The sequence below is a fragment of the Bradyrhizobium forestalis genome, assembly GCF_002795245.1.
GTDB classification, from domain to species: domain Bacteria; phylum Pseudomonadota; class Alphaproteobacteria; order Rhizobiales; family Xanthobacteraceae; genus Bradyrhizobium; species Bradyrhizobium forestalis.
Genome location: NZ_PGVG01000031.1, coordinates 43,077 through 67,908 on the forward strand (window position 1 = coordinate 43,077; position 24,832 = coordinate 67,908).

Consider the following 24,832-nt stretch of genomic DNA (forward strand, 5'->3'; position numbering starts at 1 on the left):
GCGAGCTCTCACGCCCGTTGCCGAAGCTTCGGAGCCGCTTCTCCGATACGAAACTCCTCGATCCGACGGCCGGATTTCATGGCGGCAACCAACCAGCGCGGCCGCTTGCCACGTCCCGACCAGGTTTCGGAAGTCTGCGGGTTACGATATTTCGGCAGTACGCGCGGATATTTGCGCCTCGGTTTGCCGGTCGGAGAGACGCTCCGCCCGCCGGTTTCGGCCAACACAGCCATCCCGCCGCCGAGAACCGCCAGGCGCTTCTCCAGTTCCTGTTTTTCCGCCTTGATCCGATCCGACAAAATGCCGCTAATTTCCTCATGAAGCGACCATAGATCATCAAGGGACATCGCTTCTAGTTCGAGCTTCTTGGTCGACATGCTAGCATCCTGTGGTTGCGCCCATTTAATATTGTCCCGGCCGAGTAATCAAGAACCTAAGTGGGTCAGACCCAAAAAAATACGTGGAACCGAACGGCAAGTTCGTGCTCCACATAACTGCGTCGCCGGTTCCAATCAAGACTGAAAAAAGGATTATCCGCTCAATTTAATAGCGGCCAGAGTAACAACACGCGCCCCGCGTGCACCGACGCCTCGACTCAAGCGAAGAATGGCCCGTTAAGCGGGGCGCGAGATCCATCTGCCACGCCGCCCCCTCGGCGAATACGACCGGCGCGCAAGGCCGCTTTTCTTCGTTGGCAATCCTCCTGAAATGCGGCCGTCGACCCGCTGCAGCCGCGAGCTTATGACTGCGATGTCCCTCAGGGCGAGCCGTCGCAGCTGGATTTGCAGCTTCAAAGCCTCGATGTCGGTCAATGGGGCCGAGGGAGCGATAAACCGACCGATCGCCGCCTGAAGACGCACCAGCGGGCAATCGATAATATCCAATATCTCTCTTCGGGCTTGCGGCAAGGTTTCCTCACCCAGTAAACCGATAAAAATAATACTCGCGTTATATATTAAATAATATATTATTTAATTATTATCGCGTCAATTTGAAAGACCAGCCTTGGTCCCCTATCTGTAGTGAGCCTCTCGAAAAAGTCGTTCGGCGTGAGAGATGACAGATAGGTAGGGCGGCGGTCGAACGGTGTCGGGAATGCTATGCGCAGGCAAGATCTCGAAGCCATGGATTTCGAGGAACTATGGCTCCTCCACGAGGAGCTAACAAAGATTCTTGCCGAGAAGATCACAGCCGAAAAGCGGGAGCTGGAAAAGCGCCTGGCGCAACTCAATCAACCGGATCAATTCGGTGGAGCGGAAGGCGGGGCGACGGAGACGAGCCCAGGCCAGCCCCCCCGCCGCAAATACCCAAAGGTCGTGCCAAAGTACTTCAACCCCCTCAAACCGACCGAGACCTGGTCTGGGCGCGGCAAACAGCCGCGCTGGCTGGTCGCCGCGCTCCAATCAGGACACACGCTGGAGGAGTTCAGGATTCGCGAGAACGGCGAAGCGTCCAACCGGAACGCTGGGGGTCACGAGCATTGATGGCCCGCCACGGCAAATGCCGGCATGCGCAGGATCGTTGGCTCAACGGATCGGCAGCTACCGGTTCGCTCCGCACCCAGCTGATTGAACACGTCCGCCTGGCGATCTGCCGGCCCCACCGATGGGGCTCGTGGCTTAGACCTTGCCCGCACGCACCGCGACGGCCGCCTTCAACAGAAACTGCAGGGTGCCCACGCTCGGCAAGGACCACAATCCACGCGAACGCGCAGCGGCTTGCGGGGCGCCACTTTCCGCCTTCCGGTAATTTCCGAGATCCAACGCCATCATTGCGAGGAAGGGCACGCGTGTGGCCGGAAAGCGTGCTTGCATTAACTGTCGCATGAACTGCAGGCGGGGAATCAGTCGGGAGCGCAACGCGCGCGGAATCTCGACGCCAAGCAGCTCCGCAAGAGCTAACAGCTGGGTTTCAACCGCGTTTTTCATCAATTCGCCCGAGACAAGAGAGGTAAGCTTCCCCCAATCAAGGCCCTCGGCGGAATTGTTCAGGTCGCGTAATTCAACGAGGTGCCGCAGGTCGAGGTCGCCGAGCCAATAGCCATAGTCTTGAAATTGATCATGGATGATCAACATGAGCGCTCGGTAGGTCGGCGTCGGGATATACACGTGTCCCCGTCCCAGCGCCGCCGGGACGCAATGGTTCAGCGCATGCCCGAAGCTCTGGTAGAGGTACGCAGGGCCTGGAGGTGCCTGCTGCAGGTCGATGCTCCCGACGTCCTGCGACCGATTCAGCTCGACGTGCCATCTCTGGCTTTCGGGCGGGGTCTGATAGTCGATATCGTAGCCAATTGCACGTAGAGCGGCGACTGCCATGCTGGCTTCGTCTGGCATGACCATAATATCCAGATCGGACATCAGCCGAACGCCTCGCCGCTCCTCGGGCGCGGTCGCCAGTGTCGATGCCCCCTTGAGCATGATCGGCGTAATTCCCATGCCGTTCATCGCAACGACGGCCTCCTCCAGTTGGGCGACGAGGCGATTGTTGCGCAGCACGTTTCGGCGGTGGATATGACGAATATATGTGCAGACGTCGTCCGGCAGCATCGAAGCAAATTTGTCGACAAAGTCGATGAGCGCCGGCGTCGTCAGGGTCTGATTTGCGAGCCCGATTACGGACGTCCATTCCACATCGACGGGCGGCATCCCTCGCAAGCAATTGCAGAGGCTCGTGAGCGCGCTGCTATGCCCCGCCATTGCACGATTCCATAAGCAAGCGCCGAGCCTCCACGGCCTCGCCATAGGTGAGTTGAAGCGATCGCGCGCCCGCGACAATCCGCTTCAAGGCGAAGAAGCCGGCCTGCGACAGCCTTCCGTCAGCAGCAAACGCATTCTCGATGAGCCGCTTCATCGAATCCAACGGATCTATCGCGGTCAGTTGGGCCGGACCGCTCGCGACCCGGTTCAAGAAGATGATCCAGCGTGCGGAAACGCATTGGTTCTGCGCATCCGGAATGGGGACGTACCGCACCCGAACGCCGTCGCAGCGGCAATGCGTCGCGTCGTACCGATCGCCATGTAGTCGCGACAGCAAGTCCCACGATCCCTCCTTGAGGGTGAGAGCAAACGGGATTCCGCAGATCGTTCCATCAGCGCCAACCAGCGCAACGTCATCGCCAGCGTACTGAAGTCCGGCGTCGACCAGCTGCAGCGTGAGGGTGGACTTTCCAGCTCCCGGCTGGCCGCATAGCAGCAGGCCCATGCCGTCTTTCACGAGAGAAGCGGCATGAAGGGAGAAGACCCAACGATTGCTTCGAATAAGCCGCTCGGTGACGCGAGCCTTGATCGTAGGGGCCAGTGCTTCGACGTCACATCTGGAAATGCTGGAATCCTCTCCGCGCAAGATCACTTGCTCGTCCAGCATCATTGCCTCGATCTCGATGTCGCCCTCGCCGCCCTGCTCCGAAACGCAAAATGGCGAAAGCAACCGCCCCAAGAGCTCCCGATTTGCAGCCCGAACGCTTATTCTGTGCCGACCTAGATTCGCTGAGAAGACACAGTCGGTCGGCATTCGCCAATCGACTTCGAGCAACGCTCGATCGATCCAGACATTTACGACCTGTCGCGTGAACTGGCGTGCCGTGTTCCCGTCAATGCCCAGCGCCGCAAGCCCCCGATAAATGTCCTCCAGAGAGGCGCCTTGCGCCAACTTACACCAAATGAATGCCCCTACTCGGTCGAGTTCAAAGATCTTCTGCCCCGCCTCGCTGAACAGCATTGATCGACCGTCGAGCAGCGCGAACACCGCATCCGGAGCCGGTCTCAACACCATCTCTGCCGACGATCTTTCCAGCACGGCTTCCACCCATGTGAGCAAATCTGCCTCGCCCTGTACCGGTGAGGCGGCGACAGCGTCCGGGATGCGCTGTTGTCGCGGCACCCGACAAGCTGACGGCCGCCGCCTGCGACATTCAATCTAGGTGGCGCCGCGACTCCCGTTCAGCCGAGCACACGCCACCCGGTCGGGCTCGTTTCGATATGTCAATCCGGCCGGTCATGCCGCGAGTTGACCGTCCTTGCCCCCTTCTTGCGGAGAAATGTTCAACACCTGCTCTCCAAGAAGGCTCGCCCTCGTGATCAACCGATGAGCATCCAATAGGTACCGATAAGCTTCGCGATCGGCACTCCGCTCTCTCAGAATGCGCTCCTTCTCGCCAATGCTTACCAATTCCGCGCGCATCTGAGCCAACTGCGGCGTTTCCGAGGTGAGGTTGCACTCGCTAAGAATTAATTCCCACATCGTCTCCTCCAGCCGAAGAAACCAGGACGAGTTTAGCTTACGTGATCGGCAGCAATTAACAACGAGATTTACATATTTAGGTTATAATCAAAATTTGTTTCACATTTGAACCTGACGCGACCATTCAATACCACGGGCAAACCGCAGCACGCGCCGAGCCGGCATCGAGAATGAAGGCTGCAGAAGCTTGCGAGCAAAAGCACTGACATTTTTCGGCGACGCACCGCGTCGCGTAAAAAAATATATCGGCCGAGAGTCGTAAATCGCACCGACAGGGCAAATTTTAATTTGCACATTAAATGCAAACAGAGAATAGTTAACGAGCTGCACCGAGGGGAGTGACACCAGTGATCCGGTTGGCTGATCTGTCCGTCGAGAGGGAAATAATGGTTTCACTGCAGGGGGAATATTCCGCACGAAGTCGCAAGGATTTTGACACGACAATTGTTAGGAGCCTCCCAGAAGCTTTCGGTTGAGGTCGGACATCATTCAGCATTCAGCGTTGCCGCGCGAAAGCCGGCGGTATCCCAAGAATTCGCCAAGCAGGAATCCGGTCGGTTGGAGAAGCGTCGTCACGAGCAAGCTGCCCTTTGCTCGAACAACGACCCCCAGGTGCGATGCCCCCCCAAGTCACCCGCACCGACGAGAGCGCACTCCAGCCGACCGGCCCTTTTTCTCGACAAATACGTGTTTCAGGGAGGCTCGTATGGGCATGATCATGGTCAAGTGTCCGCAAACCGGTCGCGCGATTCCTACCGGCATCAAATCCGATCGTGAGACTTTCCTGCGAAGCATCGTGTTTTTCGGCAATACGCGTTGTCCGATCTGTCAGGCCAATCACAACTGGTTCGCCCGCGAGGCCTGGGTCGAAGAGCCAATCGTCCGGACCGCGGAGGTCCTTCGCGCAGCTCCCTCGTGCTGATGCGACTGACGCGTCCCTTTCAGAGAGTGCGCCCAATTCATATTTTCCGATTCACGCATTTTGTTGCAGCGCATCAGAATGATGCTCGAAAATATTTCTGCGTACCGTCGTAAACCGAACGGACGGCTCGGGGAGCCATCGCTTAGACGTTATTGGGACGTCATCACAAATCCGAGCTTTCCATCACGGATTCGGCACGGGCCTGTTGGGGGTGTTGTAGTGAGTAGTGGGGTTTGTAGCCTGGCTGTTCTGCGTCACACAGCGATCGAGCTCGTTAGCTTGCTCGCCCAATTGCAGCGGCTCCGAGAGAAAGTTCGAAGGGCGGAAGTACGGCGCTCGAGAGAAGGATGGCGGTCCGTGCCGGCATCGCGCCCACGAAGGCCCCGAGCAACGAGGTACCGCACGCGGATGTAACCGGCGTGCCCCTGACCAAGATCACCTGCGAGCGCTATATTCTGCCGCTGCTCCAGCGGTGTCTGCCGTTCAAGCCCGTATCGAGCCGGGCCATGCGATGACTTGCCCCGACATCACAAGGCCGTTGCGCCCGCCCTCCTTGGTGGCCGAAATCGGGTTCGTCGCGATCGCAGACTCCTCATCGCAACTTGACTCAGGCTGGAGGTTGGCTGCTAATCGCCAGTCTCGAGGCTAGTTCGTTTTCGGCAGCATGAAGATCCGACGCAGCTGCTCAGAGCAAGGCAACGTATTCCCGGACATCGCTGCCGCCTTCCGGCGTCTCGGTACATTGTGGCGCAAGCACCTGGAACACGAGCTTCCGGACAGGCAAATGCAGCATCGAAGCCGAAACGTGATCGGCGCCGTCATCGCGTTCCTGAGCCTCATGCTGCTTGCCATGTGCGCCGGAGCCGCAGCCGTCGTGATGCAGTTCAGGTCCATGAAATCAGAGATCGCTTACCTGCAACGTGAGGTGCTATCTCTGAAGGAACGGTTGACGCGCATCGATCAGGCTGAGAGGGCCAGGCAGCTCGAGAAAGCGAACACCGAGCGGGCCAAGTCTGGAAACAATAAGTCTGGCGACAACAAGTCCGGAGACATGGCGCAAGAATCAGCCCTAAATCTCTCGGCCGACGAGATTCGGCTCATACGAGACTACATCAAGCCAGCTCAGTCAGCGGATCCGGCAGGTACGCCCATGAACGTGGGTGATCCCATCACTGGCCCAACCATTCCCCTTCCTTCTCCTCTCACAGAGAAGGTGCCCAGATTGATCGGGGCCAGGTTTGCAATCCGCAACGGTGCGATCATCATCGTCAAACGGGACAGCCGTCGGGCTGACGCTGTGCTGGGGCCGAACTAGGCTTGACTGCCGGCACAGTGCGACCCCTCGATGCCCTAAACTGTCGGCTACGGCGCTCCGATCTCGAACGGGCCTTCGACCGGTCCGTGGTCGGTTCTTCTTACGGCTGATTGTTTGGCGGCCTTTCAATGAAGCGCCGGCTGCCGTTGAGAAGCTCAAGGTTATTGGCGATCACCGGGTTGCCTGGATCGAGCGAATAGGCCTTCTCAAACTTTCGCCGCGCCGCGCTCAGATTGCCGCGCAGCATGTACGAATATCCCTGGTCATTCAGGACCTGCACGGTTTCGCCGCCCAGCCGGATCGCTTGGGCATAGGCCTGGTCAGCCAGGTCAAACCGACGTATCCGGTCATAACTCGCAGCCAACCCGACCCAAGCGGTCACGTCCTTGGGCGACTTCTCCACGCCGTCCTTGAAGTAGCGTTGTGCAATCCCGTAATTGCCGCGGTTGAAATGCTCCAGGCCCAGCCGTACGGGCTCGTCCGAGGGATAATATTTGACGTCGGTCGGCTCCTGCACGGGGTCCCCGCCAGGCGGCTCGACAGGAGCCACGACGGCGGCATCCCTCAGGGTCTGATCACACCCCGCAAGGCCGATCCCCAACCAGCAACAGGTCAGCATGAAGATGATACGCCGCATAAACCCCAATCCCCCGCGCGGCCCAGTAGACTCACTGCACCGTTCGTAAAAAAATCACCGCTAATTTTACTTACCAAAACCAGTTACCTATTCGCCGCGCCCCCAACCGGAACTGATACTCCAGCAGTCGATCCAGCCCCCAATCCTTCTATGTTGACGTTCTGGGTTGGGGCAGTCCGCACGCCCATCTGTTTCGTCGCATCGCCAATGTCGGGAAGCTGATCCACCGGCTGTTTCGTGTTGCCATAGCGCGTCACGGCGGAACCCACGCGCCGAGCGTCGTATGCGATCCTGCGATCACCGACGTTGCGCGGCCAGGGATGGATTGTGTGGGTGACGGCGTTGACCTCCTTGGCATTGCCGGCACTCATCGTGATGGTGTCGGAACGCTGGAAATAGCGGTCCACCTCGTCATGACCGGCCACCCCGTAACATCCCCCGAGCAGCAGGGGTGCGAACAGAACCAGATACCTGATGGTCATCTCCCGCTTCCTTCTCAGTTAAGCGTTTTTACGACCGGCTGATTCGCAGCGGCCGGTGCTGGAACGGTCGCGGTGACCTCGGGAGCGATGATGTGACCATAGGGTCCTTTCACGTCGCCGCCGGAATTGACGTAGTCATTGTAACGCTTGCGGACTTCCATCTGGCCGTTGAGGAAGAAATCGACGTCGTTGGCCGGAAGGCGGGAGTCGAGCGGCGACGCCAGTTGCTGACCGGGTGCAGCCGGTGCGACCAGGCGCGGCGTCACGATGATGACGAGATCGGTCTCCTCCTGCTGGTACGACTTGCTGCTGAACAAGGCTCCAAGCACGGGTACCGAGCCAATCCAGGGCAATTGCGAAACGTCCTGACGGTTGCGGGTTTGCAGCAGGCCGGCGATCGCAAAGCTCTGACCATCCCGCAATTCCACCGTCGTGCGCGCATCGCGGCGGGTCAATGCTGGAACGGTCGTGCCCTGAATCGTCACCGCATTGGCGAAATCAAGCTCACTGACCGACGGCTCCACCCGAAGGTTGATCACGCCCCGCGAGAGGACGGTAGGGACGAAGGCCAGTTCGACACCGAACTTCTTGTAGTCGATGGTGATGGTGGGAAAGCCGTTCGCCGTCGTGTTCGGTATCGGCACTGGAAATTCACCACCGGCCAGGAAGCGAGCCGCATCGCCGGAAAGCGTGGTCAGGTTTGGCTCCGCCAGCCGTCGTGCCAGTCCTTTGGTTTCCAGCGCCGAGATCAATAGGTCTACCGACCCCCCATTGCTGGTTCGGACGATGCTGGTCAACAAGCTTCCGAACGGGACCGGAGCTATGCCGCCCGCGGTTCCCAAGAGCGTGCCCGCCGTTCCGAGTATCGGAAGACTGCCGGTAGGCGACGCACCAACAGGTGTGCCGCCGGTATTACCAATGGGGTTTTGGACCGTATTGATACCGCCGATCGGACGACGGCCCGTTGCGGCAGTGGCACCACCACGCCCCGTGTTCGCGACATTGGTTCCATTGGCGTTCGCCGCGTACAGGTTCACGCCGAGGTCGCGGCCGGCATCCCGGGTGACCTCGAGAAAGCGCACCTCCAGCATCACCTGCTGCGGCGCCGCGACGCTCATCGCATTGACGACGACGCCGCCTTTCGCGACCGTGCTGGTGGCGATCGCCATGGCGCGCTCCGCCGTAACCGCGTCGGCCGCGGTTCCGCTAAGCACCACCTGGCCCTCGGAAGCCGACACGCGGATACCCTGCCCGCCGGTGCTGGACCGGATGTTCTGCTGCAAATTGCCCGTATCGATCACGACCTCGACGTCGAGGATCCCGATCTGCTTCATCGACGAATCAAACAGGATGACGTTGGTGGTGCCCGTCTGCTTGCCCTGGACATAGATGAGGTGATCGCTCAGCGACTTCACGTCGACGATGTCGGGCGAGCCCGCGACAATCGTTGCGAAAGGCGTATCGACCTTGAAGGTGCGTGACTTGTTGACGACCACCTTGACCCGCTGGACGTCGCTCATTTCGCTGACGAAGACGCCGCCGGAGGAGCCACGCCGGTCTGCAGCCGTCGCGCGGTCAGCGGACGCAAACGAGGCGAGCGCCGCGCCGAGACCGATCACGCTGAAGGCGAGAAGCCCTCCTACCTTGCCCGAAATGCAACCGCCACCCATTCGAGTCCCCCCGCTGCGATCCGCGGCATCCCCGCAAATCTACGTGCTCGATATCCCCAACAGTTCCCCTCTGCGCACCACGTCGCAGAGCTTACAAGCTGTCCCACTACAATTCGTTACTTCGTGTTTCCAAGATCATCGTCCTTGATGCTGCCTTCTTGCAAGACGAGACGCCTACTGTCCTGCCGGAAGCAGCAAAGAAAACTTTCCAATGTTGCGGGCGCGCATCATTTCTCTCCGCAGCTCTGTTCGGAACTATGCTGCAGCACAACCATCTTGGCGCGCGCTTCCACATTCGCCCACATCGAATGGCGTCCGCTTGCCGTCTTCAAAAGGCACTTGGCCAGGCGCAGACTGCTCTGGCGCAGTTCGGTTCCCAAGCGTTTGTCCAGCTCAACATGCGCCGACCCGCGGCAATGTCTGCCAATATGCGTAAGGTATATTGCCATATTTGGTGCTCGCGCCAATGATGCCCGCACCGTGGAACTCGGCGTGATGGCATGTCTCGGCTTCGCATCCGCCGTCATCGTGATCGCCATCGCCAGGGGCCGGTCGGGTGTTCATCGGCTGGTGCTCGGGAGTGGGCTAGAAGGGAATTTGCGTTGACGCGCTCGGCGCATTGAGCGTCGTGCCCCATATCGGCATCAGCATGGTGAAGCCGGCTTGAGAAGCGGTCACGGTCAAATTGTTGCCGCTGGATGCCACGGTCAGCGTCGGCGTGAGACCGCCGCGATACAGGAATGGCGCGGCATTCTGCTTGTCGGCCGTGGACAGGTAATCGGTGGTGCAGCTGGACGGCGACTGGGGCGGGCTCTGAGTTAGGTTAGGCGTGTAGCAGTTGATCATGATCGCCCGAGCCCCGGCGCTCGCGAGCGTCCGCAAGGACTGCATCGTGATGGCATAGCGTCCGAGATCGAAGATGGCGAAGATCAACATGAAAAGGGACACGAAGACGAGAATGAATTCGAACGATGCGACGCCGCGATTGTCGAGCTTTCTCATCACTGCACCAAGCGGACGACTTGGGTGTAAGGGACGGTGACCGGGTTACATCCATCCGTGCTCAAGAAGCCGCCACCGCCCATGGTGAGTGTTTGGGCGATCACTTGTGAACAGGTCGTATTGGTACTTTCTGTCGCTCCGTTCCACGTAACGTCGACGTGCGGGAAATACATCGCACCACCCAGCTTAACCGTACCGCCGTTGATGGTGACCTGATTACTGCTCTTGCTCGGTGCCTGATCATCAATCAGAACGCCGTTCAGATCAGAAGAGAAAGTGTTGGTGTAAGGCGCGGACAGATTAACTACAGCGCCGCCAGAGATAGAAATGCTCGAATCCCCGAGTAATACAAGGGTGACCCCTACACCTGTGCCTGCCGGTGGCCAGGGTGTGCAGGCACTGCAGGTGATGGTTCCGCCATTGAATTTTATTGTCCCATTGTAGAAAAAGTACGTGCCCGGACTAAAATCTACCGCGTTCCCGGTCGTGCACGTTAGGTTGCGGTACAGGTTAGTGCTGCTCGGCGGGGCATTGGGCGTCAACGTACCACTGCATGCCAAATCGTTTGGCCTCCCGCTCGAGGTCAAGCTGTTGAACGATTCGCTGTCCAATTTGCTAAGCGGATTGTTAGCGTACGGCATAAAGTAGTTGTGCGTCACGCCGGGATCAGCGCAGGTGCTGGCCGGACTACAGCCGGTTGCACCCAAGACGGCCCATCCCGACCCGGTGAAAGAGGCAGTGCTGGCAAACTGAACACTGGCATCCGACATTATCGGGCAACCCGTGCCGTTGTTGCTGACGTTACCAGAAATTTTAAGAGCCCCTCCGCCCCCGTTCGGATCAGGTCCGAGCGCCAAGGCGCACACCTTGCTCGGCAGTTCGACCAGAGCGATCGCTTGGGCGGGGATGTTGACGGTGGTCAAACCCAGCACCGCCGCCAAGTAGGCCGGCTGTTGCTGGCTGACCCTGGCGCGAACGGCGTTGCCGCCTCCTGCGGGCGGCGTCGTGAACGCACCCGCACTGTAGCTGCCGATATCGATCTGCACGGCCCGCGAGATTCCCGTCGGAAGGCTGGTCGCACAGTTGGTGCCCGGATAGGCCGTGTCGCCGGAGTTGCAGAACCCGTTCTGTGCCGCGAATTCCTTGGCGTGATAGTCCACTGATGCATCGCAGAGCACACCAGCATTCGCGCATGCAAGCCGCAAGGCGCCCGAATAGGCCGCCGCATCAGCCGCATTCTGCGCATGCTGCCTGGTGACGTACCAGGATCCGGCCTCGGCCCCGAGTGCGACCACGCCGATGAGAGGCACCAGGGCGATGACTGTCGCGAATGCGGCCGAGCCTTGCCTGGAACGGAGCAGACTACGCATGAAAACACCTACTGGAAGCGTTCAGAGTAAGGCAGCGTGTACGTACAACTGTTGGGGCACAGCACCGACGTCAACACGATCGGGGCCAAAGTGACAGTTGTCGAAAAGGTAAAGTACTTGGGAGTCGTACCAAGATTGCCGGAGTTGCAGACAGTGCTTCCGCACATGACCTGGATGTTTCCGATGGCATATCCTGCGACTGTCGTCTGCAGCGTTGACACCCAGGTCCCCGGGTTCGCCGGGTCGGGCGGACTCTTGTACTGAATATACTGCCCGAAAGAGCGCAGGGCGGTCCACGCGGAGATGAACCGGAATCCCGCGGCGGCGACGTCGGCGAGCGGCATCAGCAGGAACGACACCAAGAATATGTAAACGAATACTGTCTCGAACGCGACGGCGCCCCGCTGATCCGCGATAAAAGACCTTCTACGAAGCGCTCGCGTACCTCGCCCGATACTTACGACGTCCGGTCGCGGACTCGGAGCAGTCGCGATTTGAACCATGTCCACCACAATCGGGCCACGCATAGCCGCTCACCAAACGTAAGGAATCACTCGCCAACGTGATGCTTCGTAACTCGAATACTCAGGGCAATTGCGCCGAAGCAGGTCTTCTTCGTAGAGTATTCGGCAGACCTGAATGCCGATATGCAGGACCAGTACGATCACCGTAACCGGTGTCAGGTATTGCAGCACGACGCCCAGCACCACGATTTCTTCCGCGACATAGAGCGGGTGCTTGATCCATCGATACGGGCCGGTCTGGACCACCGAGCGCGCCTGCGGCACCAGGCTGAACGACCGACCCAGATGTCGGATGGTGACAAGCATCATGATCGTGCCGACCAGCACGCAAGCCGTCGACGCCAGGTTGGGCAGCGTGTCGTCGGTCTTGCCGAGGAAGCTGATCGTCCATGGCAGATAGCTGCCGACGAAGGCCGCTATTCTTGGAAGCAGGCCGTCTGCATGCGCCTTTGCCGGTGAGCGCGACATGATCAGCAGCGCCAGGAGCATGTAGAAGATGCCGAGGCAAAAACTCGACAAAAGCGAGGGCCATGGATCGGTCAGCGACGCCCCAACTCTGACGGCGACGCAAAGTGCCAGCAACATGAACCACAAGCTGCCAAGCAACCGCATGATCCGGTCGTAAGATCCGCTCTTGGAGAGGGCAATTGTGTTCATGGCTACTTTCCGAAGCTGGCGAACGAACGCACGAGATGCAGAACGGGGCTTCCCCCCATGATGACGAACATGGCCGGAAGCAGGAACAGCACCATCGGAATAGTCAGCTTGGCGCCCAACTTGTGTGCTCTTTCTTCCAGCTTCGTGATGCGTTCCCGCCGCAGGTCGAGCGCGATACTGCGTAGCGCCTGTCCCAACGGCGTTCCGTATTGCAGGCTCTGGCTGATCATCGTGCCGAACCGGCGAAGGCCATCCGACGTGGACGCCAAATTCTCGAATGCTTCGACGCGGCTTGGCAGTATCCGGAGATCATCGAGAAGACGGTGCAGAACCCAGGCCATGGCGGGATTGGTCGACTTCATTTCTTCGGCGACTCGCCCCAGCCCGCTTTCCAGGCCCATTCCCGCCTCGCTGCATACGATCAGCAGATCGATCATATCCGGCGCGCCTAGCCGAACGGCAGCATCAAAGCGCCGCTTCATCACCGACAGAGCCAATCGCGGCCCCAGGATTCCGATCACCACGCCCATCAGCGTGAAGACCAGCACGTCGGCAGGTCCCCTTCCCGAAAGCTGTGCCAGAAGCAGCGCAATGACCGGCAGCACGAACATGCTGACAACCTTGATGCCGATCCAGATCGGCAGGGTTCGATGATGATTGAAGCCGGATGAGTGGAGGATCGTTCGTAGCTCCTCCAGATTCTCTTCGGCGTAGAAGCGCCGGTACCGCATGCCCAGCCATGAAAACAAACCGGTCAGGTCCTTGAATCGGGCTGACCGGTAAGGGATACCCATCACGGCGTTCGACACCCGCGTGTCCAATGCCCGGACGTGTAGCTCGCGGATGAGCAACATGCAGGCCGCAGTCCCAGCTGCGACTGCGAGGGCCACCAGACCGAGACCAAAAGTCATAGTTCTGTTTCCCGCCTGACCATCCAACTTATCACCAGATGCCCGATGAGCACCGAGACGATTGCGTAAGCCAGAAGCTTGTTTCCAGTCGGATCGGAGAACAACAGATCGACATTCTGCGGATTGGCCGCGTATAGCAATGCTCCGGCAATCAGGGGCGAGATCGTGAGTGCTCGCGAGGAAAAAATCACTTCTCCCGCCAGCGCCTTGGCGCGAGCAGCGAGCGCGACACGCTGACTCACCGTGTCGCCCAACGTCTGCAAGGTTTCGGCCAAGCTGCCACCCGACTTCAACTGGACTGCAAGTGTCACCGCGAACATCGCGTACTCTGCCACTTGCGTTCGCCGATAGACGGCTTCGACGGCTTCCTCCGGAGGTCTTCCCAGATTCACCTCGCTGCATACGATTGCAAACTGCCCGGACGTTGGTTGCGGCATCTCGCGCGCGATGGTGCGAAATGCTTCGTGCACAGGCAGGCCCGATCGAACCGTGCTTGTCACCAGCTGAATGGCGTCAGGCAGCTGTCGGAAAAGTTGACTGGCGAAGCGACGTTGCTGCCATCCAAACAGACCTCGCACGACCACCATGGCGGCGATTGCAGCCGTGACGGACACGTAGAAAATGGAAAACCCCAGCAGGTGGTTGGCATAGAAGATCGCTGCTACCGTGATGGCGGCAGCAAGCAGCACATACGCCGGATGCCAAGTGTGGACCATCTCGGGCCTGTAATTGACCAAACGGTGCAGAAGCAGATACCGGGATCCGGTCTCCGCCCTGCGAATGGATGGCAGGCTGGCCGGATGGGAGGCCGGTAGAGCTACCGCCAGCCGGCGATGCATGCGACGCTCACGTCCGTCGAGCCACAGCGAACTAGCGGCTGCGCACATCGCAAGCACCAGGACAGCGACGATCACGGACTCAGGTATCATATTTGCCTCATAGCCTCGGCCCAAGCGCGATCAAGCCCGAAATAGACAAGACGGCTTTTGAATTTCGGGACTGCAGGGGTGGCCCTGTAGGTGCCCGAGATCCGGCCGTGCTCATCCTCCTCCTGGTACTCGAAGGCTGCGACGTCATTGGTGGTGATCACATCCGCTTCCAACCCCATCACCTCGCTGATCTGGACAATGCGACGTTGTCCATCGCGCATGCGTTCGACTTGCACGATGAGATCCAGCGCAGCGACGATCTGAGCTCGAATGGCCCGCGATGGCAGATTCACCTGCCCCATCTGCACCATGTTCTCGATGCGGGTCAGGGCATCGCGGGCGCTATTGGCATGGACCGTGGAGATCGAGCCATCATGGCCGGTGTTCATCGCCTGCAGCATGTCAAACGCCTCGGCGCCGCGCACCTCGCCCACGACGATCCGGTCGGGCCGCATGCGCAGCGCATTCCACAAGAGATCGCGCTGTGTCACCTGCCCCGTGCCTTCGAGGCTGGGAGGCCGGGTCTCCAGGCTGATCACGTGCGGCTGCTGAAGCTGCAACTCTGCCGCATCCTCGATGGTGACGACGCGCTCGCTGTGATCGATGAACTGGCTCATGGCGTTGAGCAGCGTCGTCTTGCCGGACCCGGTGCCGCCGGAGACCAGTACGTTGAGCCGACACCGGGCGGCGATCTCCAGCAATTGTCCGATGGCTGCGGTCATCGAGCCGTTTTCGACCATTGCGGCGATATCCAAGCGGCGGCTCGGAAATTTCCGGATCGAAATGCAGGGGCTATGGATCGCCAGCGGCGGGAAGATGATGTTGACCCGGCTGCCATCGGGCAAGCGGCAATCCACCATCGGACTGGATTCATCGATGCGCCGCCCAACTTGCGCGGCAATCTTCTGGGCCACCGACGCGATGTGATCGTTGTCGCGGAAACGCACCGCGATCCGCTCCAGCTTGCCGGCTCGCTCGACATATACGTTGCTCGGTCCGTTGATCATGATGTCGTTGATCGACTGATCGAGCAGAAGCGGACGCAGCGGCCCGTAGCCGGTCATGTCGTCCGCAATCTCATCCGCCAGTTGAAGCTGCTCGCGGCCCGACAGCTCGAGCCGTTCCTCATTGGCTATTCCGTGGATGATTTCCTCGATCTGCCGCCGCAGGACCTCACGCGAGACAGTTGCGGCCACCGATGGCTCGATCTGCTCGATGACGCGTTCGCGCAGCGAAGCCGGCATCACTGGCCGCTCAATCGAAGGTTCGTCGCGCCTTGACACTGATGACGGCACGCTTGGCGTCGATGCAGCCAAGCTTGGCGTCAATGCAGGCAATCGAACCGACGTTTCGTCGTCGCGCCTACCGAACTTTCTCATAGCCCGAGCAGCCTCCTCAGCCGACCCTTCCGCTCGACGCCGAGCCCCGTGATCTCCCGTACGATCGGCGCGAGATGGCGTCGCAGTCCTGATACGTGCTTCAGCGCTGGAATTCCGAGATTGACCGCCTGGGTCATCCCCTTCCCAAGATCGGGTACGACCATGTCCGGCTCTGTCCCCAACGCCTTGACCACCGCGGCCCTGGGAAGGCCGCCGGGACGATTGGCACGGTTTAGCAAGGTAAAGACCCGATCCCTGCCGGCAATGTTGGTGACGGCGGTCCGCAGTGCATGAGCATTGCGAAGTCCGGTCACCTCGGCCTCCAGCAGCACCAACACGTGCCGAGAAAGAGAGATCACCGGATGGATGGACGGCGGAAACGGGACCGGGACATCGACGACGACGTAATTGAATCGTTGGCGGAGCAGACCAAGGACGTGCCTCACGCCCGCTTCGGTGATGTCGAGCTGAGCATCGAGGTCCTCATCGGCGGAAATCAGGCTAACCCGCTCGTTGACTGCGATTGCGGCGCGCTCGAGGAACAGCGTGTCCGCCCGCATCGGGTTCTCCAAAGCGATGCGCAGGCCTGGTCCGGGCCGAACGCCCAACATCACGGCCGTTTCGCCGCCTTGAAGATGAAGGTCGAGCAGCGCGACCTTGGCCTTCGTGGTCTCGGCCAGTTGCAGCGCGAGGTTGATGGCGATGCTCGTGGCGCCGGCACCGCCCTGCGCGCCACAGATCGAGATCACATGCCCGCCTCGGTCGGCCGCACCGGGTGTACCCTCGCCAAGCAGCTTTGGGCGCAGCTGGTCCAGCACCATGTCCCGCGTGATCGGCCTCGGCAGGTACTCGATCAGACCGAGCTCCATGAGCTGGCGGTAGAAGGTGATCTCCCTGCTTTCACCGATCAGGGCCACCCGGACATCGGGCGGGCAGACGCCGGCCAGCCTCTCCAGTTCGGCAAATGGATCATCGATTCCGCTGATGTCCGTCACCAAGGCGGATAGTTCGCTGTCCGTCTCGAGCATCCGGATGGCATTGCGGATCGTGCCACGCTTGATCGAAATGTTGCTGCCTTCGAGGCCCTTGCGCAGAGCCGCAGCACTCAGCTCGTCATTTACGAAGCAGACGATTCGATTGCGCGCGACGACTGATGTCGCTTCTTCAGGCGTATTGACGGCCGCTATGTTGACGCTCATCAACGTTTCTCCAGCAATTTGCCTGCCTGAACCACCATCGTCGCCCCGCGGCGGGATACTTCCGACCCGTCGCAGTTGAACAGAGTGTCGCCGTCGGCCGACTCCTGTTTCCTGACCGAGTATTGCTTTATCTGACCACCGGAATGAACGACGACCGCTGCAGTCCGGCCGGCAATCGCATTCTGGCGGGCGATTTCCGGCGACACATCGCAGCTGGACATGGCGCCGGTGTCCGCCGTATCCCACTGCTCGACTGCTGCCCGTACCGCCAGGGAGAGCGTTCCGAGCTGCCGTGCGACCGTGATCTTCTTGACCTGGTCTGGCGCGAGCTCCAACGACACGGTCTGTCCTTGCTTGCCGGCCACCGAGCCCGCCATCGAGCCTACGGTTCGGCCGCCCTGCATGATTTCCTGGTCAACCGCGATGACTCGAACGTTGCCCAGAACGGTTTCGCTCAAGGCCCGGCGCGCGGGATCTGCCTTCTCGAACACCTGGGTCAACAAGACATCGACATGATCGCCCGGCCTGATCAGCCCCGACACGCCGGACTCCTCGTCCACCTTGATGCTGATTGCACGGCTATCCGGTGCCAGGACGCTGGCCAGGAAACCCCGATCTCGAGGTCGCAATACGTCCTGCAAGGTGATCGGACTGCCGGCGTCGACGAACTTGCGGATCAGAGAGCCGGGAAGTCCGGCCCTCGAGTCGGGTGTTTCTAGGATCGCCCCTGCAGGAAGGCGCTCAGGCGACACCGAGCGCACCGTGAAATCTTCTTCGCGGGCCAACGTACCTTTCGACAGTGGGCGAGCCGCGACGAAATACCCGACAGTCGTGGGAGGCGCCGGCCCTTGCTCTGCGACCGCTACCGGAACCTGTTTCGGCAGGTTCATGTTGTAGGCGATCAACCCGAATGCGGTGGTTGCGAGCAAAAGCACCAGGATGATTGAGAGGCGCAACGCTGATGACATGTCAAAATCCTCTGCTTAAGACGGTCCAGATGCCACCGCACGCTATGGCCACGCCGTAAGGCAGGGGCGCGTGTCGCACGTGGCGCCAACGCTCGATCGCGTAGACACGGCGCGCGAGCGACGATCCGACCGGCGCCAACCTCGGATATGGCAGGGCGCGCATCACCAGATGGACCAGGGCAAGAACGCCCCCCATCAGCGAGGTTACCGTCAACAGCTGAATCAAGCCCGTCGGCGGCAGACCAATGGCCAAAGCCACCAGCAACTTGACGTCGCCCCCGCCAATCCCACCGCTCTGGTAGAGCGCGAACAGCAGCAAGAACAGGATCGTCGCGGCGATGAGGGACTCGACGAGTTGCATCGGGCCGGCAAGCTGACCGGCAATCCCGAGCAGCGCCAGCACGAAACAGACGTCATTTCGGATCAAGCGGGTCGCGACATCCTGCATTGCAACAAGCAGCAACAACAGGATTTCCAGTATCGCGGTGATGTAAGAAACCCAGCTCATGCATGCCTCAAAGAGGTGGAAGGCACACCAAAAATGGAGAGAGAAGATTCGAGAGGGGGACACATTCCGATGCCCCCCTCTGGTGCCAGATGGCCGGATCAAACTGCCGCGGTGAAAGCGGTGGTGATCGCGGCGATGCCGCCCGTCAGCGCCGTTCCGATTGCACCGCCGGCTCCAATGCCGAACACAGCTGACACTGCGCCGATGATGCAAACCGCGACGATGATGTACTCGAACGACACCACGCCCTCCTGGTCGGCACGCAGGCGCTTCAAGGCGTCGGTGGTCTTGATGTAATATTGCAACATAGGGAAACCCTTTCTTTCGAGACGAAGCTTCAGACACCCTTGGCGGCTGCGGACGATAACCGCCCGCCACCTCATAAACTCTTTATTAAATATTATCTCTAGTCAATATTTAATATGCGGCCGGCTTTAATTTTCCGGCCTCGGACGATTTAAATTTTACGGGCGATCGATAAAATCGCATTGTATTACAATTGGATGCGTAAATTAACCACCAATCGACCGAGATTTAGAGGATAGTGCGGCATTCAAGCCGCGCAGCGGATCGTGCGATTTCTCTCCACGGCAGCTCTATTAATGCTGCACTGCATTTATTTAATTCATAGGCGCGCAGATTTGCTTGACCGCAAACGTAAAGGCCCGGTCTCGGCGCAGTGCACGATCTGACCGAAGCGCGGTTCAGCACCACGGCGCTTGTCCTCCGATGCGGTCGAGGCGGAGTAAGGTGCGGATGCAACCTGGAACGATTGGCGCCGCGCGGCCCGTTTCGAACCGGCCTGTGGTCTCGTCATGTGATGCTCGGATCGTGTCCCGTGGCCTGCTGTCAGTTACACCACGCCACGGGACACGATCTCCGCCCTGTACTGAGAGGACAACAGGATTGCACACCGTCGGAATGGCGCACGCTCTACGAGCGGCTCCTTCGCGCTGCAACATCGGGACTGATTCAGTCCCCAGAACCACAACGGACATTGGCAACTCGAGCCAGAGGCTCCATCGTGCGTGCCGGCCCAAGCAACCGGATCTACCAAGCTGGGGCTTGTAGGACTTTCGATCCGTTGTAATGTCGCAACGTGCGGAACTCGCATGGCTGCTTTCTAGAAAAGGAGGCGGTGTCACCAAGCAGGTGCGAACCAACGCGCCGGTTTTGGGATCGAGACCGACATGGCCGGTGGTGGATCGTTCGACACGTTCCCCAGATTGCTTCTGCGCAATGCCGCGCGGTTCCGTGCGCGTCCGGCATTCCGGCACAAGGATCTTGGCATCTGGCAGACGTGGACCTGGGCCCAAGTGGCCGAGATCGTGCGCGCTTATGCAGCGGGCTTACATCGACTCGGAGTTCAGCCAGGAGACAAGATCGCCGTCGTCGGTTCCAATCGGCCAAAGCTCTATTGGACCGTCATGGCGGCGCAGGCGCTGCGCGCGATTCCGGTTCCGGTTTACTCGGATGCAATAGCCGACGAGCTTGCTTTTGTTCTCGCTCACGCTGAGGCAAAGCTTGTCGCAGCGCAAGATCAGGAACAGGTCGACAAGGTCTTGTCAGTATCCGATCGGGTGCCGCATCTCGAAACGATTGTCTATGACGAGACGCGCGGGCTCGACGACTACGATCACGGCCGGTTGATGGCGATCGGCGATGTCATCGAAGACGGCCGCGCAGCGCTTGCGGCCGACGCGGCGCTTGGTGGACGGATCGATGAATTCATCCGGCAGGGCGACGGTTCTGACATCGCAATCATCCTCTACACTTCCGGAACGACCGGCGCGTCAAAGGGCGTCGTGCTGTCGACGCGGGGCTGCATTGATGCCGCGACGGATACCGTCAAATTCGACCGGCTGACCCACCAAGACGTGGTGTTCGCCTATTTGCCGCTGGCTTGGGTGGGTGATCATTACCTCAACTATGTGCAAGGTCTTGTCGCCGGATTCTGCATGGCGTGTCCCGAGAGTGGTGAAACGATCGAGCAGGATCGGCGTGAGATCGGACCGACCTTCTATTTTGCGCCGCCGCGCGGTTTCGAGGCCATGCTGACGCGGGTGATGATCCGCATGGAAGACGCTGCGCCCATCAAGCGTCGAATGTTCAACTACTTTCTTGGCATCGCGCGTCGGTATGGCGAGTCGATCCTGACTGGAAAGCCGGTGCCGCTGTCAGGCCGGCTGCTCTATCTGCTCGGGCGCTTGCTGGTCTACGAGCCTCTCAAGAATGTCCTTGGCCTGTCTCGTGTGCGTGTCGCGTATACTGCAGGCGAAGCCATCGGTCCGGAGCTATTCGCGTTCTACCGCTCGATCGGACTAAACCTGAAGCAACTCTACGGTCAGACCGAAGCGTTCCTTTATGTGACGTGCCAGCCTGATGGCGAGATCTATTCCGATACGGTCGGCCCGGCAGCGCCAAACGTCGACCTCCGCATTGCAGAATCGGGCGAAGTGCAGTTCCGCTCCCCCGGCATGTTCGTCGGATACTTCAAGGATCAGGCCAAGACCGCGGAGGCGATGACGTCCGATGGTTACGTCAAGACTGGTGATGCGGGCTTCTTCGACGAGAAGACTGGACATCTGAAGATCATCGATCGTGCAAAAGATGTCGGCAGGCTGGCTGACGGCACGATGTTTGCGCCGAAGTATCTTGAAAACAAGCTGAAGTTCTTTCCCAACATCAAGGAAGCGGTCGTTTACGGCGACTCCAGGGAGTTCGTTTGCGCCATGGTCAATATCGACCCGGTTGCCGTCGCAAATTGGGCGGAGCGTAACAACGTCGCATACGGTTCCTATCAGGAGCTCGCCGGGCATCCGTTGGTCTACGACATGGTGGCGAATGATATTGACGAGGTGAACCGCTCGCTTGCCAAGGAGAAGGTGCTTGCGGGCGCTCAGATTCGCCGCTTTCTCATTCTGCATAAGGAACTCGACGCAGACGATGGCGAATTGACCCGGACGCAGAAGGTGCGTCGTCGGTTCATTAGCGACCGCTATGCGCCACTGGTCACCGCGCTCTACAACGGCTCGCATGAAGCCGATATTTCCACCGAGGTCACTTTTGAGGATGGCCGCAAGGGCGCGATCGCAGCACAGGTAAAGATCCACGACCTGCAAGTAATTGGTACGGCGGAAGCCCTGGGGAAGGCCGCATGAGAGCGCCCGACACGAACGAAATCCTGCTTCAAATCGACGGCGTGGCGCTGAGCTTCGGCGGCGTCAGGGCGCTGAGGGACGTTTCGTTCAACATCCGAAAGGGCGAAATACGCGCCATCATCGGCCCTAACGGCGCCGGCAAGACCTCGATGTTGAATGTCATCAACGGTTTCTATCATCCTGATCATGGCGCCATCACCTTCAAGGGCCGCACCCGAACCAAAATGCAGCCATTCGAAGCGGCCCGCGGCGGCATCGCGCGCACGTTTCAGAACGTTGCCCTGTTCAAGGGAATGAGCGCGCTCGACAACATCATGGCTGGCCGCACCTTGAAGGTGCGCCGCGGCCTGTTGTGGCAGATCCTGCGTTATGGCCCTGCGCTGGCAGAGGAGGTCGAGCACCGGCACCGGGTCGAAGAGATTATCGATTTTCTGGAGATCGAGGCGATCCGCAAGGTGCCGGTTGCGCGTTTGCCGTACGGCTTGCAGAAGCGCGTCGAACTTGGACGCGCCCTTGCGATGGAGCCCGACCTTCTCCTCCTCGACGAGCCGATGGCCGGCATGAATCTCGAGGAGAAGGAGGACATGTCGCGGTTCATCATCGACGTGAATAATCATTACGGCACGACGATCGCGCTGATCGAGCATGACATGGCTGTTGTCATGGATCTCTCGCATCGCGTGGCGGTGCTCGATCATGGCGTAAAGATCGCCGACGGCACGCCGGACGAGGTGAAGAAGAACCAGGCCGTCCTCGACGCCTATCTTGGCGTTGCGCACTGAGGAGGATTCGTGATCGCATTGGGTCAGTTTCTTGAGGTCCTGATCGGCGGCTTGATGTCCGGCGTACTGTATTCGCTGGTCGCGCTCGGCTTCGTACTGATCTTCAAGGCGTCCGGCGTCTTCAATTTTGCCCAGGGCGCAATGGTACTGCTTGCAGGACTGGCGCTGGTTCGCGCCCTCGATCTACTGATTGCCAACGGCTTTCCGTATTGGGCTGCGGTCGTCCTCGGCATCGGTTTTGCTGCTGCGATCATGGCGATGACGGCCTGGCTGATCGAGCGGTTCGTGATCGGACCTCTTGTCAACCAAGACGCACTCACGCTGTTCATGTCCACAATCGGCGTGACATTCGTCCTCGAGGGCGCAGCGGAGATGATCTTCGGGTCGGATGTTTATCCATTGCGGCTATTCCCGACGGACGCCTGGTTTTTGTTTGAGAGTCTCTTCCCGGGTGGAATTCTGATCAACAAGCTGGATGTCTGGGGTGCCTTGATCGCAGGCATTCTGGTCGCCGGCCTTGCTCTCTTCTTCCAGTGGACCAAGACCGGTCGCGCACTCAGGGCTGTGGCCGACGACCACTTGGCCGCGCATTCGGTCGGGATTCCGATCAGTTGGATCTGGTTCGTGGTCTGGCTGGTTGCCGGTCTCGTTGCGCTGGTCGCGGCGACCGTGTGGGGTACCAAGCTAGGCGTACAGTTTTCCATTACGTTTCTCGCGCTGAAGGCCCTGCCCGTTCTGATCATTGGCGGCCTTACGTCGATTCCAGGAGCCATCGCCGGCGGCCTCATTGTGGGGGCGGGCGAGAAGATCGCCGAGGTGTTCCTGGGGCCGTCCATCGGTGGCGGCATCGAATATTGGTTTGCTTACGTGCTGGCGTTGGCGGTGCTGCTTGTGCGGCCGCAGGGGCTGTTCGGCGAACGGATCATCGAGCGCATCTGAGGCAAGGAGTTCATTGTGCTCTATCGCGAGACTGGCCAATTCAAGACGGCCTACGCACAGGACATGGCGATCTTTCCGATCCGTCAGGACCGTATTGGGCTCGGCATCTTGCTCGGCATCGCTTTCATCGGCGTGCCGCTGCTCGCCACTTTCCATATCTGGCCTTTCGGCCGTGACTACCTGCTGTGGGCGATTCTGCTACCCTTCCTGGTCCTCGCACTCGCCGCAATCGGCACAAACATTCTCGTCGGCTACTGCGGCCAGATCTCGCTCGGCAGCGGCGCGTTCATGGCCATCGGCGCCTATTCCGCATACAAATTGGGGACCGGCGTTCATATTCCGCTTGCCTGGCTTGGCTTCGCGATCTCGATCCCGCCGTTGCCGGTATTGGCTTCCATTTTGCTCGGAGGGCTCGCGGCGGCGGGTTGCGGAATTCTCTTCGGCATTCCCAGCCTGCGAATCAAGGGCCTCTATCTGGCGGTTGCAACACTCGCGGCGCAGTTCTTCTTCGACTGGGTATTCCTACGGGTTCCATGGTTTACCAATTACGCCCCGTCAGGGTCTGTCAATGCACCAGAGCTGAATTTCTTCGGTGCGGTCGTTCAAACGCCGGTCGAGCGCTATCTGTTGTGCCTGACCTTCGTCACCGTGATCGCGTTCCTGGCGAAGAACCTTGTTCGCGGCAATCTCGGCAGACAGTGGATGGCAATCCGCGACATGGATATCGCTGCCGAGCTGATCGGGATCCGCCCACTCTATGCAAAGCTGACGGCTTTTGCAGTCTCTTCCTTCATCATCGGCGTGGCCGGCGCACTCTGGGCGTTCGTCTATCTGGGTTCATGGGAGCCGCTCGCGTTCTCGATCGACCGTTCGCTGCAGCTTCTATTCATGGTCATCATCGGCGGGCTCGGATCGATCATGGGTTCGTTCGTCGGGGCGGCCTTCATCCTCATTGTGCCGATCATGCTGAACCTGATTCCAACCGAGCTCGGCGTCCCACTTTCGACGGAGACGATTACGCACCTCGAATTCATCATCTTCGGATCGTTGATCTGCTATCTTCTCATCAAGGAACCCCATGGGTTCGCCCGGCTGATATCCATATGCAAGGAGAAGCTCAGGCTTTGGCCGTTTCCTTATTGAAGGAGCGATCGCGCCTAGATCGCAATGCGGATGGCGGCCAATGGCAAAGGAGGAAGGAAACAAATCCCCCGGACTAAGAAGAGGGGCTCAAGAAG

Annotated in this window: 25 protein-coding genes; 7 read left to right on the forward strand and 18 right to left on the reverse strand. The window is 59.6% G+C overall.

Features of this window, described 5'->3' with window-relative positions; all coding sequences use genetic code 11:
• Nucleotides 1–8: 8 nt before the first annotated feature.
• Complete coding sequence (locus tag CVM73_RS28715) at nucleotides 9–377, reverse strand: H-NS histone family protein (protein ID WP_100235157.1); 369 nt, start codon at nucleotides 375–377, stop codon at nucleotides 9–11.
• Nucleotides 378–1,100: 723 nt separating this feature from the next.
• On the opposite strand from CVM73_RS28715, the gene CVM73_RS28720 reads away from it, so the two are divergent.
• Entirely contained in the window at nucleotides 1,101–1,484 is a 384-nt protein-coding gene (locus tag CVM73_RS28720) for an H-NS histone family protein (protein ID WP_100235158.1), read from the forward strand.
• 135 nt (nucleotides 1,485–1,619) lie between these two features.
• Here CVM73_RS28720 and CVM73_RS28725 read toward each other — a convergent pair whose 3' ends face one another.
• The 3 genes from CVM73_RS28725 to CVM73_RS28735 all read right to left on the reverse strand — a co-directional run bounded on the left by CVM73_RS28725 (nucleotide 1,620) and on the right by CVM73_RS28735 (nucleotide 4,239).
• On the reverse strand, nucleotides 1,620–2,696 hold the full coding sequence (locus tag CVM73_RS28725; protein ID WP_245452456.1) for a nucleotidyltransferase family protein: 1,077 nt from the start codon (nucleotides 2,694–2,696) through the stop codon (nucleotides 1,620–1,622).
• The gene (locus CVM73_RS28730) at nucleotides 2,683–3,816 is read right to left on the reverse strand and encodes a serine/threonine protein kinase (protein WP_245452457.1); all 1,134 of its coding nucleotides are present in this window, start codon (nucleotides 3,814–3,816) and stop codon (nucleotides 2,683–2,685) included. Before CVM73_RS28730 ends, CVM73_RS28725 begins: the two co-directional genes overlap by 14 nt.
• A 177-nt stretch (nucleotides 3,817–3,993) precedes the next feature.
• Entirely contained in the window at nucleotides 3,994–4,239 is a 246-nt protein-coding gene (locus CVM73_RS28735) for a hypothetical protein (protein WP_100235160.1), read from the reverse strand.
• A gap of 706 nt (nucleotides 4,240–4,945) precedes the next feature.
• On the opposite strand from CVM73_RS28735, the gene CVM73_RS41195 reads away from it, so the two are divergent.
• Nucleotides 4,946–5,161 carry a hypothetical protein gene (locus tag CVM73_RS41195; protein ID WP_100235161.1) on the forward strand — a complete coding sequence of 72 codons (216 nt, stop codon included), beginning with the start codon at nucleotides 4,946–4,948 and terminating at the stop codon, nucleotides 5,159–5,161.
• Between the two features lie 664 nt (nucleotides 5,162–5,825).
• A complete protein-coding gene (locus CVM73_RS28745; protein WP_100235162.1) occupies nucleotides 5,826–6,476 on the forward strand; it encodes a hypothetical protein in 651 nt (216 codons plus the stop codon).
• Between the two features lie 100 nt (nucleotides 6,477–6,576).
• Here the strand turns inward: CVM73_RS28745 and CVM73_RS28750 are convergent, their stop codons facing one another.
• From CVM73_RS28750 to CVM73_RS28815, 14 genes are all read right to left on the reverse strand, one after another.
• Nucleotides 6,577–7,113 carry a tetratricopeptide repeat protein gene (locus tag CVM73_RS28750; protein WP_100235163.1) on the reverse strand — a complete coding sequence of 179 codons (537 nt, stop codon included), beginning with the start codon at nucleotides 7,111–7,113 and terminating at the stop codon, nucleotides 6,577–6,579.
• A gap of 83 nt (nucleotides 7,114–7,196) precedes the next feature.
• Nucleotides 7,197–7,595 (reverse strand): hypothetical protein, encoded by a 399-nt coding sequence (locus tag CVM73_RS28755; RefSeq protein ID WP_100235164.1) that lies wholly within the window; start codon nucleotides 7,593–7,595, stop codon nucleotides 7,197–7,199.
• Nucleotides 7,596–7,609: 14 nt separating this feature from the next.
• A complete protein-coding gene (locus CVM73_RS28760) occupies nucleotides 7,610–9,265 on the reverse strand; it encodes a type II and III secretion system protein family protein (protein ID WP_100235165.1) in 1,656 nt (551 codons plus the stop codon).
• Nucleotides 9,266–9,492: 227 nt separating this feature from the next.
• Entirely contained in the window at nucleotides 9,493–9,645 is a 153-nt protein-coding gene (locus tag CVM73_RS39820) for a hypothetical protein (protein ID WP_158237613.1), read from the reverse strand.
• Nucleotides 9,646–9,850: 205 nt separating this feature from the next.
• Nucleotides 9,851–10,267, reverse strand: coding sequence for a TadE family protein (locus CVM73_RS28765; protein WP_245452458.1), 417 nt, complete (start codon nucleotides 10,265–10,267; stop codon nucleotides 9,851–9,853).
• Nucleotides 10,267–11,637 carry a pilus assembly protein TadG-related protein gene (locus CVM73_RS28770; protein ID WP_100235167.1) on the reverse strand — a complete coding sequence of 457 codons (1,371 nt, stop codon included), beginning with the start codon at nucleotides 11,635–11,637 and terminating at the stop codon, nucleotides 10,267–10,269. Before CVM73_RS28770 ends, CVM73_RS28765 begins: the two co-directional genes overlap by 1 nt.
• 533 nt (nucleotides 11,638–12,170) lie before the next feature.
• The gene (locus CVM73_RS28780; RefSeq protein ID WP_100235168.1) at nucleotides 12,171–12,818 is read right to left on the reverse strand and encodes a methyltransferase family protein; all 648 of its coding nucleotides are present in this window, start codon (nucleotides 12,816–12,818) and stop codon (nucleotides 12,171–12,173) included.
• Nucleotides 12,819–12,820: 2 nt separating this feature from the next.
• The gene (locus tag CVM73_RS28785; RefSeq protein ID WP_245452459.1) at nucleotides 12,821–13,672 is read right to left on the reverse strand and encodes a type II secretion system F family protein; all 852 of its coding nucleotides are present in this window, start codon (nucleotides 13,670–13,672) and stop codon (nucleotides 12,821–12,823) included.
• 53 nt (nucleotides 13,673–13,725) lie between these two features.
• Nucleotides 13,726–14,643, reverse strand: a complete 918-nt coding sequence (locus tag CVM73_RS28790) for a type II secretion system F family protein (RefSeq protein WP_245452460.1) — start codon at nucleotides 14,641–14,643, stop codon at nucleotides 13,726–13,728.
• A gap of 11 nt (nucleotides 14,644–14,654) precedes the next feature.
• Nucleotides 14,655–16,037, reverse strand: a complete 1,383-nt coding sequence (locus CVM73_RS28795) for a TadA family conjugal transfer-associated ATPase (protein ID WP_100235171.1) — start codon at nucleotides 16,035–16,037, stop codon at nucleotides 14,655–14,657.
• Nucleotides 16,034–17,236, reverse strand: coding sequence for a CpaE/TadZ family protein (locus CVM73_RS28800; protein WP_100235172.1), 1,203 nt, complete (start codon nucleotides 17,234–17,236; stop codon nucleotides 16,034–16,036). The genes CVM73_RS28795 and CVM73_RS28800 overlap by 4 nt, the downstream gene beginning before the upstream one ends.
• Nucleotides 17,236–18,204 (reverse strand): Flp pilus assembly protein CpaB, encoded by a 969-nt coding sequence (gene cpaB / locus CVM73_RS28805; RefSeq protein ID WP_100235173.1) that lies wholly within the window; start codon nucleotides 18,202–18,204, stop codon nucleotides 17,236–17,238. Before cpaB ends, CVM73_RS28800 begins: the two co-directional genes overlap by 1 nt.
• 1 nt (nucleotide 18,205) lies before the next feature.
• The gene (locus CVM73_RS28810; protein WP_100235174.1) at nucleotides 18,206–18,712 is read right to left on the reverse strand and encodes an A24 family peptidase; all 507 of its coding nucleotides are present in this window, start codon (nucleotides 18,710–18,712) and stop codon (nucleotides 18,206–18,208) included.
• A gap of 98 nt (nucleotides 18,713–18,810) precedes the next feature.
• Nucleotides 18,811–19,020, reverse strand: coding sequence for a hypothetical protein (locus tag CVM73_RS28815; RefSeq protein ID WP_100235175.1), 210 nt, complete (start codon nucleotides 19,018–19,020; stop codon nucleotides 18,811–18,813).
• Between the two features lie 882 nt (nucleotides 19,021–19,902).
• Here CVM73_RS28815 and CVM73_RS28820 point away from each other — a divergent pair.
• The 4 genes from CVM73_RS28820 to CVM73_RS28835 are packed head-to-tail and all read left to right on the forward strand — an operon-like array spanning nucleotide 19,903 to nucleotide 24,737.
• On the forward strand, nucleotides 19,903–21,873 hold the full coding sequence (locus CVM73_RS28820) for an AMP-binding protein (protein ID WP_100235176.1): 1,971 nt from the start codon (nucleotides 19,903–19,905) through the stop codon (nucleotides 21,871–21,873).
• Nucleotides 21,870–22,655 carry an ABC transporter ATP-binding protein gene (locus CVM73_RS28825; RefSeq protein WP_100235177.1) on the forward strand — a complete coding sequence of 262 codons (786 nt, stop codon included), beginning with the start codon at nucleotides 21,870–21,872 and terminating at the stop codon, nucleotides 22,653–22,655. Before CVM73_RS28820 ends, CVM73_RS28825 begins: the two co-directional genes overlap by 4 nt.
• A gap of 9 nt (nucleotides 22,656–22,664) precedes the next feature.
• The gene (locus CVM73_RS28830; RefSeq protein WP_283809954.1) at nucleotides 22,665–23,594 is read left to right on the forward strand and encodes a branched-chain amino acid ABC transporter permease; all 930 of its coding nucleotides are present in this window, start codon (nucleotides 22,665–22,667) and stop codon (nucleotides 23,592–23,594) included.
• A 15-nt stretch (nucleotides 23,595–23,609) separates the two neighbouring features.
• On the forward strand, nucleotides 23,610–24,737 hold the full coding sequence (locus CVM73_RS28835) for a branched-chain amino acid ABC transporter permease (RefSeq protein ID WP_100235179.1): 1,128 nt from the start codon (nucleotides 23,610–23,612) through the stop codon (nucleotides 24,735–24,737).
• Nucleotides 24,738–24,832: the final 95 nt, after the last annotated feature.